This window comes from Azospirillum oryzae, assembly GCF_008364795.1.
GTDB lineage: Bacteria > Pseudomonadota > Alphaproteobacteria > Azospirillales > Azospirillaceae > Azospirillum > Azospirillum oryzae.
The window spans coordinates 366,164-384,417 of the sequence record NZ_VTTM01000003.1 but is presented as its reverse complement, the minus strand read 5'-3'; the positions used below and the strand labels follow the sequence as shown (position 1 = coordinate 384,417).

Genomic DNA, 18,254 nt, shown 5'->3' with positions numbered 1-18,254 from the left:
TCCCTACCATCACAAGTCCAAGATTCATTTTCGCGAGTCCGGAATTGAGCGATCCACTGGCACAGGTGGTCGGCCTGCTACAGCCGCGGGCCTCCTTCTCGAAGATCGTTCAAGCGGCGGGTCCGTGGCGGGTCAGACGTTCGGAAGCCGGGCGTCCCTTCTACTGCGTGGTCCTGGGCGGCTCATGCCGCCTGACGGTCCGCGGAGGCGCCCCCATCACCCTGGAAAATGACGACTTCGTCTTGATCCCCGCTGCATACGACTTCTCCATGTCGAGCATGGAGCCGATGGCCGCGGACGCCGACGACACCGTGCCGGTCGAATTGGCCCCGGGCGAGTTCCTGCTCGGTCATAGAGACCGCCAGCCGGAGGTCCGCAATCTCATCGGCTACTGCGCATTCGGTTCGACCGACGCCGCCCTTCTGGTCTCGCTTCTTCCGCAACTCGTCCACATCCGCGGGGAAAAAAGGCTGACCGCGCTGGTGCAGCTGGTGAATGAGGAATCGCGTACGCACCGACCCGCTCGGGACGTCGTTCTGGCGCGGCTGCTTGAGGTTCTGCTCATCGAGGCACTCCGCTCCACGACGGGGGCGGGAGGGTCGCCAGGCCTGCTGCGGGGCCTCGGCGACGAGCGTATCGCCGTTGCCCTGAGGCGGATCCACGAGCGTCCAACCTGGCCTTGGACGGTCGCGCAGTTGGCGAAGGAAGCGGCGCTCTCCCGGTCGGCGTTCTTCGACAGGTTCAGACGGACCGTGGGCATGACGCCGATGGACTATCTGCTCGACTGGCGCATGGCCTTGGCAAAGGACCTGCTGCGGCGACGGGAAGGAGGCATCGTGGACATCGCCGAGCGCGTGGGCTATGGCTCGGCGAGCGCCTTCAGCGTGGCCTTCGCCCGTCATGTCGGCGTATCGCCCACGGCGTATGCGCGCGGATTGAGCTCAGCATGAAGACCCCGTCGCTACGCGATGATGCCCCGGTCCTTCGAGAACTAAATGTTGCGGCGCAGCATAAATAATATTCTTTTCTATCAATTCCTTACCCTCGGAAAACCGGTAGAATCATAGACTCTAAAGCGGGAACGCTGGCGAACAGGATACTCCGCGGCTGTCTGCCCAGCATGCCCTCTGACCTCTCTGCTTCCACCGGAGCAAGGCCTGTACCACGGTCAAACGTCAGACGATGGGAGCAATCACAGCGGATCCACCATGATGGAAGATGCAACTTAACCTCCTCCGGTTCTCCCGAACCAATTTCCGACCAGCGCACTGAATGCGACGAACACCAGGAATGCATTCACGACGATAAGCAGAGCGGGCGGAATGCGAGGCGTATCAGGATGCGGCGGCGGCCCAGCAAACAGCTGGCGGCAAACGGTTGCACCGAAGCAGGAAAAAAAATGCTGTGGTGCAGCATAAATTTTCTACATCTATATCAATGACTTATCTTGGTAAAACCGGTAGAATCATGGACTCTAAAGAGGGACCGTTGACGGATAGGCAACTCCCGAGTTGTGCGCGCTTGGCGCACCTGCTGCCCTCTTTGCTTCCACGGGTTCAAGGCCTATACCTCGAGGCGATGCTACCGACCGGCAGGTGACGGTGCATGTGCTGCCAACAGCTTCACCTTCGCACCGGTCACCGTAGGGTCGGCCGGAGTTTCGGCCTCCATGACTATCTCCAACGCGCGTTCCAAGTCAGTGATCCGGAACGGCTTCTCCAGGAAGGCGATGGCACCGGCAGCCCGCGCATCTTGGGCGGCCGCATGCCCGCTGCACACGATCACGGGAATACCGTTCCGGTCGGTCAAATGCCGGACGGCGGTCAGCCCATTCGAACCATAAGCCAGCCAGACGTCAATCAACGCCACGTCGAACGATTTTTCCGTGGTAAAGCCAATCGCAGCCTCGGCGGTGTCCACGACACCAACGACGCGGTGCCCCAGTTCATCCAGAATATCGGCCAGCATCGCGGCGATGCAGGGATCGTCCTCGGCAACCAGGATGTCCAGACAATCGGCCATTCCTTCCTCCCGTCAATGCGATCCTCTCTCACATGGCGGTTCGATGACAAAATTGCCTCCGCTCCGTAGGAGACGACGACACACTGTGTCATTTCAGCCTCCCTACTCCACCATGGCAGTTGCACCTTCTTCGCGCGAACGCGCGTCATGGTGTGTAGATCTGACAAAGCACTGCCCATCAGGGGCAGGAGCCGAGTCGTTCAGCGCCCAGCAACCGGTCCGGGATAAACCATTCGACCTCTTCCCTTTACTTCACTGCGTCAGGTCGCTGTCCTGCCTTCGCCTTGAATGCCCCACCGTCAACGACTTGCTGAAGATTCGGCGGTTTGCGCCCGATTTCCGCTTGTGACGCCGGGTCCATGATCACGTCAGCGGCCTGGAGAAACGTGACGCAACTGCCCTGACCTTGGCCGGAACAGGCTTAGTCTTGACTTATGTCCGGCTTATGGGGAACAAAAAGGGAACATAATCCTTCCCGGTCTGTCTCAAGAGACATGTATCCTGACCAGCCCCCTCGACCTGCCCTTCAGGACCTGCGTAACCGCATCCACCAGCTGGAACGCGGCGAGCAGCGCGTCATGCGCGTGCTGCCGTTCGGGCTCGCCGAGATCGACGATCGGCTGCCAAGCGGCGGGCTGGCGTTGGGAGTCGTGCACGAGGTGGCCGAGGGCGGCGACCTAGGCGTGATCCACGCCGCAGCGGCCACGTTGTTCGTCGCAGGGATCCTGTCCAGGATGACGGGGCCGGTGCTCTGGTGCCTGCGGGCGTCGGACCTGTTTGCCCCGGCGCTCTCCCAGGTCGGCTTGAACCCGAACCGGGTCATCTACGCCGAAGCTCCGGACGAGAGAATGCTGCCTCTGCTGATCGAGGAAGGCCTACGCCACCGCGGGCTAGCAGCTGTGGTCGGCGAGCTCGCCAAGTTGCCAATGGTTGCTTCCAGGCGCATGCAGATCGCCGCCGAGCACTCCGGCGTCACCGCCATCATCCTGCGCCGGTGGCGCAGCCCGGCCACGGCCGCCGTCGAGGTGGGCCAGCCTACGGCCGCCGTCACCCGTTGGCGGATCTCGGCCCTGCCGTCCAGCCCGCTGCCAGCGCCGGGAATCGGCCGAAGGCGATGGCGGGTGGAACTGGTGCGGTGTCGTGGCGGTGGGACCGGTGAGTGGGATTTGGAGGGCTGCGATGAGGAGGGTCGTCTCGGTCTACTTGCCAACCTGGCCGACGGATCTGCTGCGCGCCAGGGCACGCTCGTGGAAGAACCGCCATGGCAGGCCAGGCTCCGGATCGGCGCCTGACGCCGACAAGCCCTTCGTCATCGCGTCGACCGGCGCCCAGCGCGTCATCACGGCCGTGGACATGGCCGCCCATAGGCTCGACTTGCGCCGGGGCATCCCGCTCGCCCATGCGCGGGCAATGGTGCCGGACCTGACGATAGCCGACGCTGATCCCGATGCCGACGCCGAGGGCCTGCACCGGCTGGCGCTGTGGGCGCTCCGCTATAGCCCGATGGTGGCCGTGGACCCATCAGATGGCCTGTGGATCGACATCACCGGTGCCAGCCATCTGGTCGGCGGCGAGCGCCCGCTGCTCGATGACCTGGTCGGCCGCCTCGCCGGAATGGGCGTCGCCTCACGGGCAGCGGTCGCCGGTACACCGGGCGCCGCCAATGCCATCGCGCGCTTCGGTCACCGCCCGGTGTGTGTAGTCGACGATGCGCTGGAGGTTGTGTCCGCCTTGCCGCTGGCCGCCCTGCGGCTGCCGCCAGAGATGACGATGGAACTTCGACGCCTGGGTTTCGAGACCATCGGCGACCTGGAGGCAACACCACGCGCGCCGCTGGCCCATCGGTTCGGTACGTCGCTTGGCCGACGGCTGGACCAAGTCTTCGGCCGTGTCGCCGAACCGATCGTGCCCGTCATCCCGACCGAAGCCGTCCAGGCGCGCCGCAGCTTGGTCGAACCCATCAGCACGGCTGAAGCACTCCAGACCGTCGTCGGGGCACTGGTGACGGACCTCTGCGGACAGCTGGAGCAACGGGGGCTGGGCGCCAGGACGCTGGACCTGCTCTGGCATCGAGTCGACGGAACGATGCAGGGCATCCGGGTCGGGACGGCCAAGCCGGTCCGCAACGCGGTGCATCTCACCCGGCTGCTGAACGAGCGCGTCGACAAGGTCGACCCCGGATTCGGCATTGAGGCTGCCGTCTTGACAGCCACGCTTGCCGAGCCCCTGACGGCCGAGGAGGTCGGCCGCCTGGTCGGCGCTGAAACCGACCTTGCCGCCTCCGATGACGCGGCCACGATCGCCGGGCTGATCGATGTCCTGGGCAACCGGATCGGCCATGACCGGCTCTATCGGTGCGCACCCTTGGAGAGCGACGTCCCCGAGAGGTCAGTCGCGCGCATCCCCGCTCTGGCGCCACCGGTGCCGACTGGCTGGCCGACGCAATGGCCACGGCCGGGACGGCTTTTGTCGCCGCCGGAGCCCATCGAGACGCTGGCCCTGATGCCTGATCACCCGCCGATGGCTTTCACCTGGCGGGGTGTCAGACGGTTGATCCGCCGCGCCGATGGACCTGAGCGCATCCATGGCGAATGGTGGCGCAGGGACCGCGAGATGGCGGCGGCGCGCGACTACTATGCCGTCGAAGACCATGAAGGCGAGCGCTTCTGGCTCTACAGGTCTTGGGAGGGCTCGCCGGAGACCGGCCCAATGCGCTGGTATCTGCATGGGCTTTTCGGATGACGGCGGGGGACAAGGAGCCGATCACTGCGAGCGTGGCCTATGCAGAGCTCCAGGTGACGACGCACTTCAGCTTCCTCCGGGGAGCTTCGAGCGCGCAGGAGCTTTTTCTGACCGCCGCGGCGATGGGAATCCGGGCACTCGGCATCGTCGACCGGCACTCGATGGCGGGCATCGTGCGCGCCTACGAGGCGGCGCAGCAAACCGGCGTGCGGCTGGTGGTCGGCTCTCGAGTTGACCTGACCGACGGCACGGCCCTGCTGCTGTACCCGATGGACCGGGCAGGCTACGGGCGTCTCTGCCGGTTGTTGACCCTGGGCAAGAGCCGAGCGGGGAAGGGTGCCTGCGAGCTCACCTGGGAGGACTTGGCAGGCTGGGCTGAGGGACTGCTCACCATCCTGGTGCCGGGAGAAGCGGACGAGCACTGCGCCCGGCAGTTGGAGCGCCTGCGCCGGATCTATCCCGGCCGTTGCTACATGGGGCTGACCCTCCGGCGGCGGCCGGGAGATGCCATGCGCCTGCATCAGCTGGCGGCTATGGCTACCGCGCTGCGCGTGCCGACGGTAGCGACCAACGACGTCCTGTATCACGCGCCGGAGCGCCGGATCATGCAGGATGTCGTCACATGCATCCGCGAGGGCTGCACCATCGACGATGCCGGGTTCAAGAAGGAGCGCTTCGCCGACCGCCATCTCAAGCCCCCGGCGGAGATGGTGCGCCTGTTCGCCAAATACCCGGAGGCGGTGGCCCGCACGCTGGAGATCGTCGACCGCTGCCGCTTTTGCCTATCCGAACTACAGTACCAATATCCTGAGGAGGTGGTAATTCCAGGCCTGACGGCGCAGCAGTCGTTGGAGCAGCTGACCTGGTCGGCCGTTGCCGACCGTTATCCCGATGGCGTGCCGGAGAAGGTCCAGGCCGTGCTCCGGCACGAGTTGCGGCTCATCGGCCAGCTGGGCTACGCGCCCTATTTCCTGACCGTCCACAGTATCGTCCGGTTCGCGAGGGCGCAGGGGATTCTCTGTCAGGGGCGGGGTTCAGCCGCAAACTCGGCGGTCTGCTATGTGCTGGGCATCACCAGCATTGATCCCGAGCGCCACAACCTGTTGTTCGAACGCTTCGTATCGGCCGAACGCAGGGAGCCGCCGGACATTGATGTCGACTTCGAGCATGACAGGCGAGAGGTGGTCATCCAATGGATCTATGAGACCTACGGAATGCACCGCGCTGCTCTGACGGCAGTGGTCAGCCGGTACCGGGCTCGTGGCGCCATCCGCGACGTCGGGAAGGTCATGGGGCTCACCGAAGACGTCACAGCCGCGCTGGCCGGACAGATATGGGCTTGGTCCGACGAAGGCGTCGACGAGCAGCACGCGGCCGAACTGAAGCTCAACCTGGGAGACCGGCGTCTCAGATTGACCCTTGAACTTGCCCGGCAGCTGATGGGCACGCCCAGGCACCTGTCTCAACACCCAGGCGGCTTTGTGCTGACGCAGGGTCGGCTCGACGAACTCGTCCCCATTGAACCCGCCGCCATGGAGGACCGGCAGGTCATCGAATGGGACAAGGACGACATCGACGTCCTCCGCATCATGAAGGTCGACGTTCTCGGGCTCGGCATGCTTGGCTGCATGCGCAGGGCCTTCGAACTCCTGGAGGAGCACAAGGGCATCCGCATGGACTTGGCGAACATCCCGGCCGAGGACTCGGCGACCTACGAGATGATCCGGCGGGCCGACACATTGGGCGTCTTCCAGATCGAGAGCCGGGCGCAGATGGCCATGCTGCCGCGCATCAAGCCGCGGACCTTCTACGACCTAGTCATCGAGGTGGCCATCGTCCGCCCCGGCCCGATCCAGGGCGACATGGTGCATCCGTACCTGCGGCGCCGGGAGGGACTGGAGCCGGTGGAATACCCGAAGCCCGAGCTCGAGGCCGTGCTGGGGCCGACCTTGGGGGTGCCGCTGTTCCAGGAGCAGGCGATGCGGGTCGCCATTGAATGCGCGGGCTTCACCCCCGGCGAAGCCGACAAGTTGCGCAAGTCGATGGCCACCTTCAAGTTCACCGGCGGCGTCTCGGCTTTCCGCGACAAGCTGGTCAACGGCATGGTGGCGCGCGGGTACACCCATGATTTCGCGGAGGCGACCTTCAAGCAGTTGGAGGGCTTCGGCAGCTACGGCTTCCCGGAAAGCCACGCGGCCTCCTTCGCGCTGATCGCCTACGCCAGCAGCTGGATGAAGTGCCACCATCCCGAGGTGTTCTGCGCCGCCCTGCTGAATGCGCAGCCGATGGGCTTCTACGCACCCGCCCAGATCGTCCGGGATGCGCGCGAGCACGGCGTCGAGGTTCGGCCGGTCGACGTCCGCGCCTCGCGCTGGGACTGCACCTTGGAGCCGATGGCGGACGGCAGACTGGCCGTCCGGCTTGGCTTCCGGATGGTCAAAGGGCTGACCAACGCCGCCGGAGCCGGGATCGTTTCCGCCCGCGAGGACCGGCCTTATGGCAGCGTCGAAGACTTGTGGCGCCGAGCAGGGGTGCCGGTGGCGGCTCTTCGCCAGTTGGCGGCCGCCGATGGCTTCGCGGGCCTTGGCCTGAGGCGCCGGGAAGCGGTCTGGGCCATCCGGGCGCTCCGGGATGAGGCCCTGCCGCTCTTCGCGGCCGCCAGGGCCGAGCGGGAGGCTGAGGAACCGGAGGTCGCCCTTAAGCCCATGAACGCGGGCAGCGAGGTGGTCGAGGACTATTCGACGACGGGCTTGAGCCTGCGCAGCCATCCACTGTCGTTCCTGCGCCGGGATCTCCGACGCCAGGGCATCATCCCCTGCACTGACCTCGCTCGCACGCGCGACGGACGCCGGGTCACGGTGTCCGGCTTGGTGCTGGTCAGGCAGCGGCCAGGAAGCGCCAATGGGGTTCTGTTCATCACCCTCGAGGACGAAACCGGCATCGCCAACGTCATCGTCTGGCGACAACTGTTCGAACAGCAGCGCCGCGTCGTCCTGGGCGCCAGCATGATGGCGGTGAAGGGCCGTGTACAGGTCGAGGGCGAGGTCATCCACCTGATCGCCGAGCGGTTGACCGACCAGACGGACCTGCTGCGGTCCATCGGCAACCGAGGGGAGCCGATGCCGTTGCGGCCGTGCCGGTCCGACGAGGTCGGAACAGGAATAGCCGGACGGCAGATGCCGCAGGCAAAGGAGATGTACGACCCCAACCTGCGGCTCGGGTCCGGTATCAAGCCGCAGACGAGGGATTTTCGATAGGTCGCCTGAACCGTGATCGGCTTAGTTAAGGTTGGGCAGCTGAAAGCAGCGATCCGATCTCGAACAGGAGCATCGTCGCGAGACCGAAGGATGGAGGCTAACAGCCCGTTCTTTCCGGCGAACCCTCGACGGGTGGCGCGGGTGCGCAGGACTTTGCCGCACCATGTCCCACGTTACCATCGACGGCCGGTGTGGCACGGCCACCTACTCCACTCATGTCGTAACCGGTCCAGGCAAGATGGCCCGGCGACATCAGCAACGGCGCCCAGATTACGGCCGACAGGACGTTGAACGCTTGAAACTTCCGATGGGGCATCGCCATCATCCCAGCAGTCGTCGGCACCACCGCACGCAGCGGGCCGATGAAGCGTGCCAGGAACACGCTCTTGCTGCCATGCCGGAGAAAGAAGGCTTCGCCACGGCCGCGCAGTTCGGGATGCTTGCTGAGGGGCCACAGGCGGAACATGCGCTCACCGTAGCGGCGGCCCAGCCAGTAAGACGTGGCGTCTCCCAGGATGGCGCCGCCCGCGATCGCCAGATAGACCGGCCAAAAATCGAGAACACCCGCGGCAACAAGCGCGCCGCTCGCGGTCAGCATGACGACGCCGGGAATGAGAAGCCCGACGAGTGTCAGTCCCTCCGCGAACGCCATCAAAAAGATGATGACTTCGGCCCAGTCCGCGTGCGTTTCGATGAAGGTCGCGAGCGCGGCCCCATAGGCCGCGAAATCTGGAAGCCCCGTCAGCACGGTGTCTGCGCGCGCGTCGTCTCGCACCTCAATGAGGGTTGGCAGTCGAGGCAGGGCCGGTGCAGGTCGATCATGACGAGGGCTGAGTCCTTTCAGGGTTCAAGCGCTTCACACCTGGGCCCGGCGCCATGGCCGCACAAGACCGCGCTGTTCGGTTTATGGCGCGGGGACAAAAGGGACGGCGGTCAATGCCAAAGCCCGGAAACACGCCAGCGCGGTCGATGGACGGGCGGCGCGAGGTGACCAGGAAGCGTGATCGACCGCGCCTCATAAGCCGGTCGCAGGGATGCGACCTGAGGGAGCGCAAGAAGGCGCTCGATGCGCTCTTCGGTAGCCGGATGGGTGCGCAGCACGGACGGGTGGGGATTCCGCCGACCAGGGAACAGCATGCGCTCCCAAAAACTGGGATCGTAGCGCTGGAGCTTGGCCAGAGCGGAGGCCAGACCCGCAGGGTCCCCGGTGATCGCAGCCGCGTCCAGGTCGGCGTCGAACTCCCGCGTTCGAGACAGGGTGAGTTGGATGAGCGTGTTGACGGTGGGTGCCCCGAGAAGCAGGGCAATCAACAGCCAGGGGAACCCGACCTGCTCCGCCAGCATCAACGGCAGGCTGAAGAACAGCAGGATGATGCCGGTAGTTGCCATGGCTCCCGTGACCCGGCTGATGATGTCGGCCAGCCCCATGATGAACAGGTCATGGTTCCGGACGTGACTGACCTCGTGGGCCAGGACGCCGACGAGTTCGCGCAGGTTCATGACCCTCAAGAGGCCGTCCGTCAGGACGATGGCGCTACTGCTCGCGGAGCCTACGGCGAACGCATTCGGCACCGGCGTCGCGAGATAATGCAGTTCAGGGATGCTGGGCAGCCCAGCCTGCCGGGCCAATACCGCGAGGCTCTCCTGGACCTCTGGAATCTCGGATCGACGAAGGCGGCGGGCGCCGTATAGCCTCAGGATGACCTGGGGTGAAATGGTGGGGCTGAACACCAGCGCGATGGCGATGAGGATGATGACCCACAGGATCCCCGCCGCTCCGAAGAGCAACCAGCCGATGGCTGCGGCGAGAAGGGTCAGGCCTCCAACCAGCAGGATGGACTGCACCACGTTGCGGAGCTTGTGTCGACGAAGCTCCTGTTCATTGAGGTGGAGCGCGTACATGGTTGCCCGTGTTCCGGGTTTGCTATGCATGCAGATTTCGGAAAGGCCTACCTCCCGGTCAAGACAGCATGGCATCGTTGCGGCCTGTTCCAAGACCGAGGCCTCGGTCCAAGTTACCCCTGGCGTCGTCACGTCGCTGGACAATCGCAGGACATCGACAGGAAGACGCCTGCGGGGCCGGGCACATCAGCAAGCGCACGGGTTACGGTCATCCGTCCACCGCGAGACAGGCCGATGGGCTACGCGCGCACCCTTTCGCCGTCCTGCGCTGAGCGGGGGCACCATGGTGGTAAGCGGCGACCGCGCATCAGCACGGCCGCCGCCGACCGGTCACGCCGCCTTGAAGGCGCGCTGATTGACCTCGCCCTCGGCAAGCTGGGTCAGCTTCTCATCCGTCGCCTTTTTCTCGCTGAGGGTCTCATCAAGCAGCTTGGCGACATCCGTCATCCCGCACGTCTCCGCCAGCGTTGAGGGAGCCGTAGCTGGCGATCTCGTAATGTTCGACCTTCTGTGCGGCCATGATCAGGGCGACATCGAGAACCTCCGGCGAGAGCCCCTGCTCCATGATCTCCTCGGCCTCCTCGATCAGCCCCTGGGTGGCTTCGCAGGTGTTGCCCGCGGGGTCGGCCTGGAGGATCTGGAAGATCTGCTCCAGACGCTTCACCTGCCCATCTGTCTCCTTGAGGTGGGTCTGAAATGCCTGCTTCAGCTGAGGAGATGACGCCGCGTCCGCCATCGCGGGCAGCGCCTCGAGGATCTGGGTTTCGGAACTCTATGCGTCCTGAAGTTCCTCGATGAGTAGATCCTTCAATGCTTCTTTGGACATGGGGGTGCTCCTGACGACTGTTTTCGGTAAAGGCGGTTGGCGAGGGCGCCCCAACCTCAACAGGGATGCAGCACATTCCTTGCGAGCAAATCCTCGGATTGGTCGTCTGTACAGCAAGCACCGGTTGATCGCCGTGATTGGACTGCGGGCTTCGGTGACCACCGGTGCGCTGCTGTTGGCGGCTGGAGAGCATCCGCACTGGACGCGCATCGCGGGGTCTGTACTTGTCGTTACCGTTCCGACGGAATACGCCGCCAGGAGCATCCCATTACCTTAGATGGGCATCGGATTGAGCCGGGCGAAGCCTTCCTGCGTGCGGTACGGGTAATAGGGATAGGCGGGCATCACGTCGCTGGCCGCGTCGAGACGAGTGATCTGCCCGGGCTCGAGCGTCCAGCCGACGGCGCCCAGATTGTCCCGCAGTTGCGCCTCGTTGCGGGCGCCGACGATCACCGAGGAGACGGTCGGCCGCGCGAGCAGCCAGGCGATGGCGACCTGGGGAACGCTGCGCCCGGTCTCGGCCGCCACGGCGTCCAGCGCGTCGACGATGCGGTAGAGGCGGTCCTCTTCGACAGGCGGCCCCCACTGGGCGGTTTCGTGGAGGCGGCTACCCTGGGGGATCGGCTGACCACGGCGGATCTTGCCGGTCAGCCTGCCCCAGCCGAGCGGGCTCCAGACGAGCGCACCGACCTTCTGGTCGAGGCCAAGGGGCATCAACTCCCATTCGTAGTCACGTCCGGTCAGCGAATAGTAGACCTGATGCACGACATGGCGCGGCCAGCCATGGCGGTCGGCGATGGCGAGCGACTTCATCAGCTGCCAGCCTGCGAAGTTCGAGGCGCCGACATGGCGGACCTTTCCGGCACGGACGAGCGTGTCCAGCGTGTGCAGGACCTCCTCCACCGGCGTAAAGGCATCGAAGGCGTGCAGTTGGAGCAGGTCGATGTAATCCGTCCCGAGCCGCCGGAGCGCCGCCTCCACGGCGCCGATCAGCCGGTGGCGGGAAAGACCGGCATCGTTCGGCCCGTCGCCCATGGGCAACCCGGTCTTGGTCGAGATCAACACCTTATCGCGCCTCCCGCGGATCGCGGCGCCGAGCACCTCCTCCGAGCCGCCGTCTGAATAGACATCGGCGGTGTCGAAGAGCGTGACGCCAGCTTCAAGGCAGATGTCGATCAACCGCCGGGCGTCATCGACGTCGCTGTTCCCCCAAGCCGAGAACAGCGGCCCCTTGCCGCCAAAGGTGCCCGTCCCGAAGCTGAGCGCGGGCACCTTGAGGCCCGAGGCGCCGAGTGTCCGGTACTCCATGTCTTGTCCTTTCGTGATCGAAGCTGTCGCGGTCGCCGATGGCGGTGAGCGATGGGGGCTGCCGCCTGCCAAGGATATAGCCGACGGAACAGCTGTGAATTAGGCTGCCTCCAGTCTCAGGACTTGTGACGCAGGGTCATCATTGTGACGCGGATGGATGTCAACCGGGCGGCCGAGATGGAGGTTTTCACGCGGGTCGTCGATCTCGGCGGGTTCACCGCGGCCGCCCGTGCCTGCGGCCTCACGCCATCGGGTGTCAGCAAGCTGATCACCCGGTTGGAAGCACGGCTGGGTACTCGGCTGATCCACAGGTCGACACGCCGCCTCAGCCTGACGCCGGAAGGTCAGGCGTTCTACGCCCGAGCGGTGCGGATCCTGGGAGAGATGGAGGAGGCCGAGCGGGAAGCCTCGGCCGGTGCGGCGCCGCGTGGAAACCTGCGCGTTAACAGCAACGTCCCCTTCGGCATGCGCTACCTGATACCGCTGGTGCCCGAGTTCTTGGCCGCCCATCCCGGCGTCACCCTCGACCTCCTGCTGTCGGATGCGGTGGTCGACCTGATGGAGGAGCGGGCCGACGTTGCGATCCGGACCGGGCCCCTGCGAGATTCCAGCCTGATGATCCGCAAGCTAGGCAGCACCCGCATGGTCGTGGTCGCTTCCCCCGCCTACCTGGAGCAGCATGGAACACCGAGACACCCTGGCGACCTTGCCCGGCACAAGGGAATCGGCTGGACCTTCCCGCGGACCATCGGCGGTTGGCCGTTAAGAAACGGCGACGGAATCGAAGAACACATGCCGCCCGTCATCGCACGAGCAAGCGACGGAGAGGCCGCGCGCCTGCTCGCGCTGGGTGGCGTCGGGCTGGCGCGACTAGCACGTTTCCAGGTGGACGCCGACATCGGTTCTGGTGCGCTGATGCCGGTGCTGGAGGATGTGCATCCCGGCGGCAGCGAGGACATCCACGCCGTCTATCTCGGAGGCGTCAGCCCGCTGCCTGCACGCGTTCGCGTCTTTGTGGACTTCATGGCAAGCCGATGCCGCCTGACCGGAAACATCTAACTGGGAACCGGACAGCCGCTGCGGCCAGTGCTCGAAGGCGGGGGCGCCCGTCCTTATGACGATCGGGACGAACCTGATGGGGCGGCGCTGGCCGGACCGGAACGGAGATGGAGCAGACGAGGACGTTGCGCGACCAGATGAGCGCCATTATCGGACAGGATGACGCGGCGCGGTGACACGGAGAATCCTCCATTGATCACCTACTACGAAGGTCCCTAGCTTTTCAGGAAGTTCGCGGTCAGCGTAGCTGACCGGTATCGGTGTCTGCGGCCGCCCCCTTTAGAGTCAATGATTCTCCCGGAATTCTGCGATTAAGGCATTGAAGGTATTCAACATTTTATTCGTTGGACATGCTCCGACAGACGTAAAATATGTATTCTCTTCATCGTTGACGTTCTGCGGTTGTATCGCTAACGATGTCACTGTCCCGCTCATGGTTGGAGGATGTCGTGACCGTGACCACCAAAGCGCTGAACATTCTCCTGGCATGTAGCGTTGCCGCCAGCGCCTATCTGGCATGGGAGCTTCACAACCGTTTGCCGCCATCAACATCTGAGCTCGACCGCGACTTGGCCGCCTTGGCCGAGACGGCGCCCGTCGAGAACTCGGAAGACCCGCAGATCAAGGCGGAGCAGGGGCTGAGCACCGCCATCCGCGCCCAGACCCGCGACATGCTTGAACAGCGTCGGGCCGCTGCACTGCGCTTCATCGACGTGCGCTACACCGTGACCGGCGCGGCCGCCCCATCAGCCAACGCCGACCAACTGGCGTCACTCGAGGCTGACATCACCAAGCAGCGAGCCACCATGGCCGAGCGCAAGGCAGCGGTGGATGAGATGCGCGACGGGACCATCCGTACAGAACGCTTGGCCGCCTTGCGCCTCGCCGAAACAACGCTGGCGCTACTTGAGCGCCGTCACCTTGCCTTCAAGCACGGCATCACCCTGCCGACGGTGCCCACTGCCGCAACGGCCATTCCAGCCGCTGATAAGGACGCGATCGCCGCACTTGAAGCGGACATTGCGGAGCGCCGTCGCGTCATCGCCGACACCCGAAAGGACGCCGACCAATACAGCGGCGGCCTCATTAAGGTCACCCTGCTACAACGCTTGGCCACCGAGCAGACTACGTTGGCCGCGCTGGAGCAAGGTCTTCTATCACTCAAGCACGGCCTGCCCCCGGCTCCAGGCCTGACCCGTGTCGCATCCATCGCCGTGGCGCCAGAGGTTCTCGCACCCCTTGACGCCGACATCGCCGCGACGCGTGCCTCGATCGCAGCGGGCGAGCTCGAGGCCTCGCGCTACACCGGCGGGCTGATCTACGTGACCATTCTTAGCCGCGTTGCCACCGAGCGAATGACGCTGTCCATGCTCGAGCAGCGGCGACTGTCGATCAAACACGGACTGATGGCGGCACCGCCGAGCTTGGCAAGCAACGCCACGCCCAAGGTGCCGCCCGGCACCGTCGTAAACGACAAAGAAGCCCTGTGAGCGTGGAGAGAACCATGAACCGCTTTGCCGCTGTCGTGATGAGCTTTGCGCTCGGCGCTGTTTCGCCTGCTCTAGCCGCCGACCCGCCCAAGGCGGTACCCTCATCCCCCGCGGCTCCGGCTATGGCGGCCGCCCCCTTCGGACTGGAGTGGGGACTGTCCAAGGAGGATGTCGAAGCCAAAGGCATCAAGCTGGTCGAGGTGCCGAACAATGAGGGCAGCCAGCGATTCTCCGCAACCGGCCTGTCGAAGCTAGTCGCTGGGGTGGAGACGGTCGTCATCGACTTTGGTTTCGACAACCGGCTATGGAAGGTGATCGCGGCCAGCGAGGATTTCCCGAACGACCCGTACGGCTTTAAGATCAAGGCACGCTACGGGGAATTGAATGGCATCCTGACAGAAAAGTACGGTAGGGGAAAGGCGACCCACCATACCGGTGGCAGCATCTACGACGAGGCGCGCTATTTCCTGGCTGGCCTCAACGGCGGCAAAAGCTGGCACTTCACGACCTACAGCGCGCCCGGCTTAAACATCGAACTCAGCGTGCGTGCGAAGGACAGCGACACCGGGTATTGGGTGCTGATCTACGACAACACCGAACTGGCCAAGGGCTACGATAAGGCCAAGGCCAACCGCGAGAAAAACGCCCTGTAGGGCAAGCTGGCATCAGACAAAGGCTCGAGAGTTATCACCACATCCCGCAACACGTCGGTGCTCAGGGTGAGCACACGGTCCTGCGCTGCTGCTAAACAAGGAGGTCCGCCCATGGTCAACCGGCAACCCCTAACCTAGCCAATGTTGGGTTGTCCATCACCCCCGTGACCGCCAGCCCCTGGGCCCGCTGGAATGCCCGCAACGCCTCTTTGGTCCCTGGCCCCATCTTCCCGTCAATTTTGCCCTTGTAGTAGCCAAGCCTCATGAGTTCGACCTGCACCCGCATCGTCATCGCGATGGCGTCCTGCTGGCCCGCCCGAGGCGCCGCTGTCGTTCCAGACGAGTTCGATCCGACCGATGGTGTGGACGGCTGGTATGAAGGGGATGTCTTCGACGGGTTGGACCAGGACGGCGTCGTCACCGTCGAGGGCGCGCTGTAGACCGGAGGCGGCGGAGGAGGAGGAGGCCAATAGACCGGCGGGGAATAGGATGGGGACGTGTACCCGCCCGCGCTCGAGTGGTGGGAGCGATGGCTGCTGTGGCTCCGGTGGCTGGAATGACTGCGATGACCGATGTAGATCTTCGAGCCTTCCATCCAGTTCGGCATCACGAAATTCAGCGGCTGACGCCGGGTGTTCGACGGGTGCGCCCCAGGCAACAGTTGGCCGGGGGGGCGCGCATTACTGCCAGGAGTTCGTCGAAAAACTCAGCCTGACGCTCCGGCGATGTACTCGCAACCCAGTAGGCGAAGGCATCGCAGTGCCACTCCTCGGCGATGGCATTGTGATTGGACAGTAGCTTTCGCGATACCAGATCGGCGAGCTACGGGAGTCAGTCCGAGCGGATTGTAGTAGCGCTCTACGACCACGAGGGCGTTATAGACGTGTCATGGATCTACACCGTTATCACCCGCGCGGAACGATAGGTCGTGCTGGCAAGCGAGCCCGAGACTCTGGCAACCGCGCTCACCCGGCCGTCCGCCTGGATGGACAGGCGCGTTGCGTTCCGGCTTGGATCCGGGAGAGAAGAAGGCGACTCAGCAACCTGAGCCACCTACATTCACGTCGGCGCTCATCGGCCTCCTCCTTTCACCGTTCGCACAGGGAAGTGCACCTAAAGCGAGAAATAACTCCACATCCACTAACTTCACATGTACTGGGACAAATGCTGGATCTAGGTCCGGCAGAGTGGCAAAAGCCACTCAAACTTGGCCGGAAGATAGTAGCTGGCAAGAGCCTGACGACATACGATGCACTCGCCGAACTTGGCGCGATCAACGGTGTCGAGTTATTGAAGTGATGCTTCCGAACTGGTGCGAATAAGTCTACATGTTAGTGTCAGGTGCTTACTCTCCCGGAAGACGCACTGAGAGGTCATGCCTCTTGGTCAGTTGGGTAATCCAGAGGTGTCGCAACCACCCACCCCTTACGCAAAGGGATGTTCGCGTAGAAAATTTTCTGACCCTTCCCGTCATCAGTTGATACGACCCGCGCACCACGATGCATACATGCCCGTACGACTGCCTTCCGAGGATGATCTTCATCTTCGGATGCCGCACTGATGATCGCGGTAAATTTCTCTGAACCCTTCGGTACCGGCGTATCGAGGCGTTGGCCTAGCCATCTGTCGAGCAACTCTGTAGACACGTTTCGCCTGGACCCGTGATGTGGAACTTGAAAATAAGTAATTCCAGGAAGAAATAGGCCTGCTGTTGGAGCATAATCAGCAGCCTCGGCTAGACCGCCGCGTCCAGTGTCTCCTGTTAGCAAAATTTTCTTGTCGCAGATATTCGCATATTGAACGACGCTCATCTCATTTTCTGCGCTAGTTTCGTCGGTGGAGAAAACTTCAGCTCCCCACGCTGCTCGAATTAGGTTGATAGCCTTCTTGATGTATCCCTCTGCTGCGGTGGCGATTTCCTCAAGCACACCTCGTTCCGCAGGTTCAGCGGCTTCTGGTGTCTTGTCTGAAGCGACGACCAGATCAAGGAACCGAGTCCGAGTGGGAGCGAGCACCGTGAAGGCACCTATTTGGGAGCCTTGAAATGGCTCTTGGATATTAATTCCCCGTTCTTCAGCAATTTCCTCAAGAGCGGCAAGGTTGGAGTAGATGCTGCGCAGGCGGGATCTTAGACGATCCACTGAGTTGTAGGTTGCGAATCGCGGCAAAAGCTCTTCGGCGTATAGCCACGGTCTAAGCAACCAAAGTGTTCCAACCGGAAAACTCTCCAAAACCACACGTAATCCGCACGCATGATCGCCATCATTATGGGTTGCGACTACATGATCTATATAGCTAAGGGGTCCGTAATGATTATTAATATGTTCGACAATCTTCTCTCCAGTGGCTACGTAACCACCATCCACCACATGTATGAAGGTTTCGCCGCCGACCTCATACCGGATTGTGATTGCATCACCGCTTTTGGATGAGTGAACTTCCAAGAAATCAAGCTCAAAATAGTTCGCCACCGTCTTTTCCTTCGTACACAGTATAATCTTACAGTTGAGTGATATGGCAGGTTATATTCGAAAAATCAATTCTGTTCAACAGTGAAGTCATCTGAGATTGCATGCTTGCGGCAATGCTGGCAGATTCACGCGCCGCTTGGTTTAGGGGCCAACGGCGGTGGTATCACCACTAGTTATAACCAAAGTCTAAGGATGAGGACATGTCGCTGAAATCGCGTGTTGCGATGCAGTATATATTACCGTTGCTCCTGGCCTATATTGCTATCGTTACAGCATTCGCGGCGGGGGAGGAGCCATCCCTTGCTGTAATTACAAAAAAAACCGCCCCAGCTGCTATATTTTGCTTGGCGTGTCAGCTTCTGCAAGATTTTCTTCCAAGAAGCTGGAAAGAAGTGATTGTTTTTTGGAGGGTGAAAGATCGCCTGCCCGGGCACCGCGCATACACTGAAGTGTGTGATGGGGACACTCGAATTCCTGCAAGTTATATTGATAGGATCCGCCGTTCTGAAAATATGGATCCCGGA

General features: G+C 63.1%; 13 protein-coding genes and 1 pseudogene. 7 read left to right on the top strand and 7 right to left on the bottom strand.

Features of this window, described 5'->3' with window-relative positions; translation table 11 throughout:
* The first annotated feature begins 44 nt into the window (after positions 1 to 44).
* The gene (locus FZ938_RS13225) at positions 45 to 950 is read left to right on the top strand and encodes an AraC family transcriptional regulator (protein ID WP_149198948.1); all 906 of its coding nucleotides are present in this window, start codon (positions 45 to 47) and stop codon (positions 948 to 950) included.
* Positions 951 to 1,581: 631 nt separating this feature from the next.
* On the opposite strand, the gene FZ938_RS13220 is transcribed toward FZ938_RS13225, so the two are convergent.
* Positions 1,582 to 2,022 carry a response regulator gene (locus tag FZ938_RS13220; protein ID WP_149198947.1) on the bottom strand — a complete coding sequence of 147 codons (441 nt, stop codon included), beginning with the start codon at positions 2,020 to 2,022 and terminating at the stop codon, positions 1,582 to 1,584.
* Positions 2,023 to 2,516: 494 nt separating this feature from the next.
* Here FZ938_RS13220 and FZ938_RS13215 point away from each other — a divergent pair, with 494 nt between their 5' ends.
* Genes FZ938_RS13215 through FZ938_RS13205 form a run of 3 tightly spaced genes read left to right on the top strand, consistent with a single transcriptional unit; the run spans position 2,517 to position 8,021 of the window.
* Positions 2,517 to 3,314 carry an ImuA family protein gene (locus FZ938_RS13215; protein ID WP_149198946.1) on the top strand — a complete coding sequence of 266 codons (798 nt, stop codon included), beginning with the start codon at positions 2,517 to 2,519 and terminating at the stop codon, positions 3,312 to 3,314.
* Positions 3,202 to 4,764 carry a Y-family DNA polymerase gene (locus tag FZ938_RS13210; protein WP_149198945.1) on the top strand — a complete coding sequence of 521 codons (1,563 nt, stop codon included), beginning with the start codon at positions 3,202 to 3,204 and terminating at the stop codon, positions 4,762 to 4,764. Before FZ938_RS13215 ends, FZ938_RS13210 begins: the two co-directional genes overlap by 113 nt.
* Positions 4,761 to 8,021 (top strand): error-prone DNA polymerase, encoded by a 3,261-nt coding sequence (locus FZ938_RS13205; protein WP_149198944.1) that lies wholly within the window; start codon positions 4,761 to 4,763, stop codon positions 8,019 to 8,021. Before FZ938_RS13210 ends, FZ938_RS13205 begins: the two co-directional genes overlap by 4 nt.
* 97 nt (positions 8,022 to 8,118) lie before the next feature.
* On the opposite strand, the gene FZ938_RS13200 is transcribed toward FZ938_RS13205, so the two are convergent.
* The 4 genes and pseudogenes from FZ938_RS13200 to FZ938_RS13185 form a co-directional block, all read right to left on the bottom strand.
* Entirely contained in the window at positions 8,119 to 8,769 is a 651-nt protein-coding gene (locus FZ938_RS13200; protein ID WP_149198943.1) for a DedA family protein, read from the bottom strand.
* A 185-nt stretch (positions 8,770 to 8,954) separates the two neighbouring features.
* Positions 8,955 to 9,923 (bottom strand): zinc metalloprotease HtpX, encoded by a 969-nt coding sequence (locus FZ938_RS13195; protein WP_149198942.1) that lies wholly within the window; start codon positions 9,921 to 9,923, stop codon positions 8,955 to 8,957.
* 330 nt (positions 9,924 to 10,253) lie between these two features.
* Positions 10,254 to 10,659 (bottom strand): annotated as a pseudogene (locus FZ938_RS13190) (YciE/YciF ferroxidase family protein).
* Between the two features lie 363 nt (positions 10,660 to 11,022).
* Positions 11,023 to 12,057 carry an aldo/keto reductase gene (locus tag FZ938_RS13185; protein WP_149198941.1) on the bottom strand — a complete coding sequence of 345 codons (1,035 nt, stop codon included), beginning with the start codon at positions 12,055 to 12,057 and terminating at the stop codon, positions 11,023 to 11,025.
* Between the two features lie 153 nt (positions 12,058 to 12,210).
* Between FZ938_RS13185 and FZ938_RS13180 the strand changes: the two genes are divergently transcribed.
* From FZ938_RS13180 to FZ938_RS13170, 3 genes are all read left to right on the top strand, one after another.
* Entirely contained in the window at positions 12,211 to 13,116 is a 906-nt protein-coding gene (locus FZ938_RS13180; RefSeq protein WP_211101053.1) for a LysR family transcriptional regulator, read from the top strand.
* A gap of 449 nt (positions 13,117 to 13,565) precedes the next feature.
* Positions 13,566 to 14,606 carry a hypothetical protein gene (locus tag FZ938_RS13175; protein WP_149198939.1) on the top strand — a complete coding sequence of 347 codons (1,041 nt, stop codon included), beginning with the start codon at positions 13,566 to 13,568 and terminating at the stop codon, positions 14,604 to 14,606.
* Between the two features lie 14 nt (positions 14,607 to 14,620).
* Positions 14,621 to 15,259, top strand: coding sequence for a hypothetical protein (locus FZ938_RS13170; RefSeq protein WP_149198938.1), 639 nt, complete (start codon positions 14,621 to 14,623; stop codon positions 15,257 to 15,259).
* Positions 15,260 to 15,374: 115 nt separating this feature from the next.
* Here the strand turns inward: FZ938_RS13170 and FZ938_RS31535 are convergent, their stop codons facing one another.
* Positions 15,375 to 15,854 carry a peptidoglycan-binding protein gene (locus FZ938_RS31535; protein ID WP_425492004.1) on the bottom strand — a complete coding sequence of 160 codons (480 nt, stop codon included), beginning with the start codon at positions 15,852 to 15,854 and terminating at the stop codon, positions 15,375 to 15,377.
* 778 nt (positions 15,855 to 16,632) lie between these two features.
* Positions 16,633 to 17,730 carry a ComEC/Rec2 family competence protein gene (locus tag FZ938_RS13160; RefSeq protein WP_149198936.1) on the bottom strand — a complete coding sequence of 366 codons (1,098 nt, stop codon included), beginning with the start codon at positions 17,728 to 17,730 and terminating at the stop codon, positions 16,633 to 16,635.
* Positions 17,731 to 18,254: the final 524 nt, after the last annotated feature.

Bases quoted from the DNA above. Each gene is read 5' to 3' on its own strand.
- FZ938_RS31535 (WP_425492004.1), bottom strand. From the start codon at position 15,854: ATGGAAGGCTCGAAGATCTACATCGGTCATCGCAGTCATTCCAGCCAC.
- FZ938_RS13185 (WP_149198941.1), bottom strand. From the start codon at position 12,057: ATGGAGTACCGGACACTCGGCGCCTCGGGCCTCAAGGTGCCCGCGCTC.
- FZ938_RS13205 (WP_149198944.1), top strand. From the start codon at position 4,761: ATGACGGCGGGGGACAAGGAGCCGATCACTGCGAGCGTGGCCTATGCA.
- FZ938_RS13195 (WP_149198942.1), bottom strand. From the start codon at position 9,923: ATGTACGCGCTCCACCTCAATGAACAGGAGCTTCGTCGACACAAGCTC.
- FZ938_RS13180 (WP_211101053.1), top strand. From the start codon at position 12,211: ATGGATGTCAACCGGGCGGCCGAGATGGAGGTTTTCACGCGGGTCGTC.
- FZ938_RS13210 (WP_149198945.1), top strand. From the start codon at position 3,202: ATGAGGAGGGTCGTCTCGGTCTACTTGCCAACCTGGCCGACGGATCTG.
- FZ938_RS13220 (WP_149198947.1), bottom strand. From the start codon at position 2,022: ATGGCCGATTGTCTGGACATCCTGGTTGCCGAGGACGATCCCTGCATC.
- FZ938_RS13170 (WP_149198938.1), top strand. From the start codon at position 14,621: ATGAACCGCTTTGCCGCTGTCGTGATGAGCTTTGCGCTCGGCGCTGTT.
- FZ938_RS13215 (WP_149198946.1), top strand. From the start codon at position 2,517: ATGTATCCTGACCAGCCCCCTCGACCTGCCCTTCAGGACCTGCGTAAC.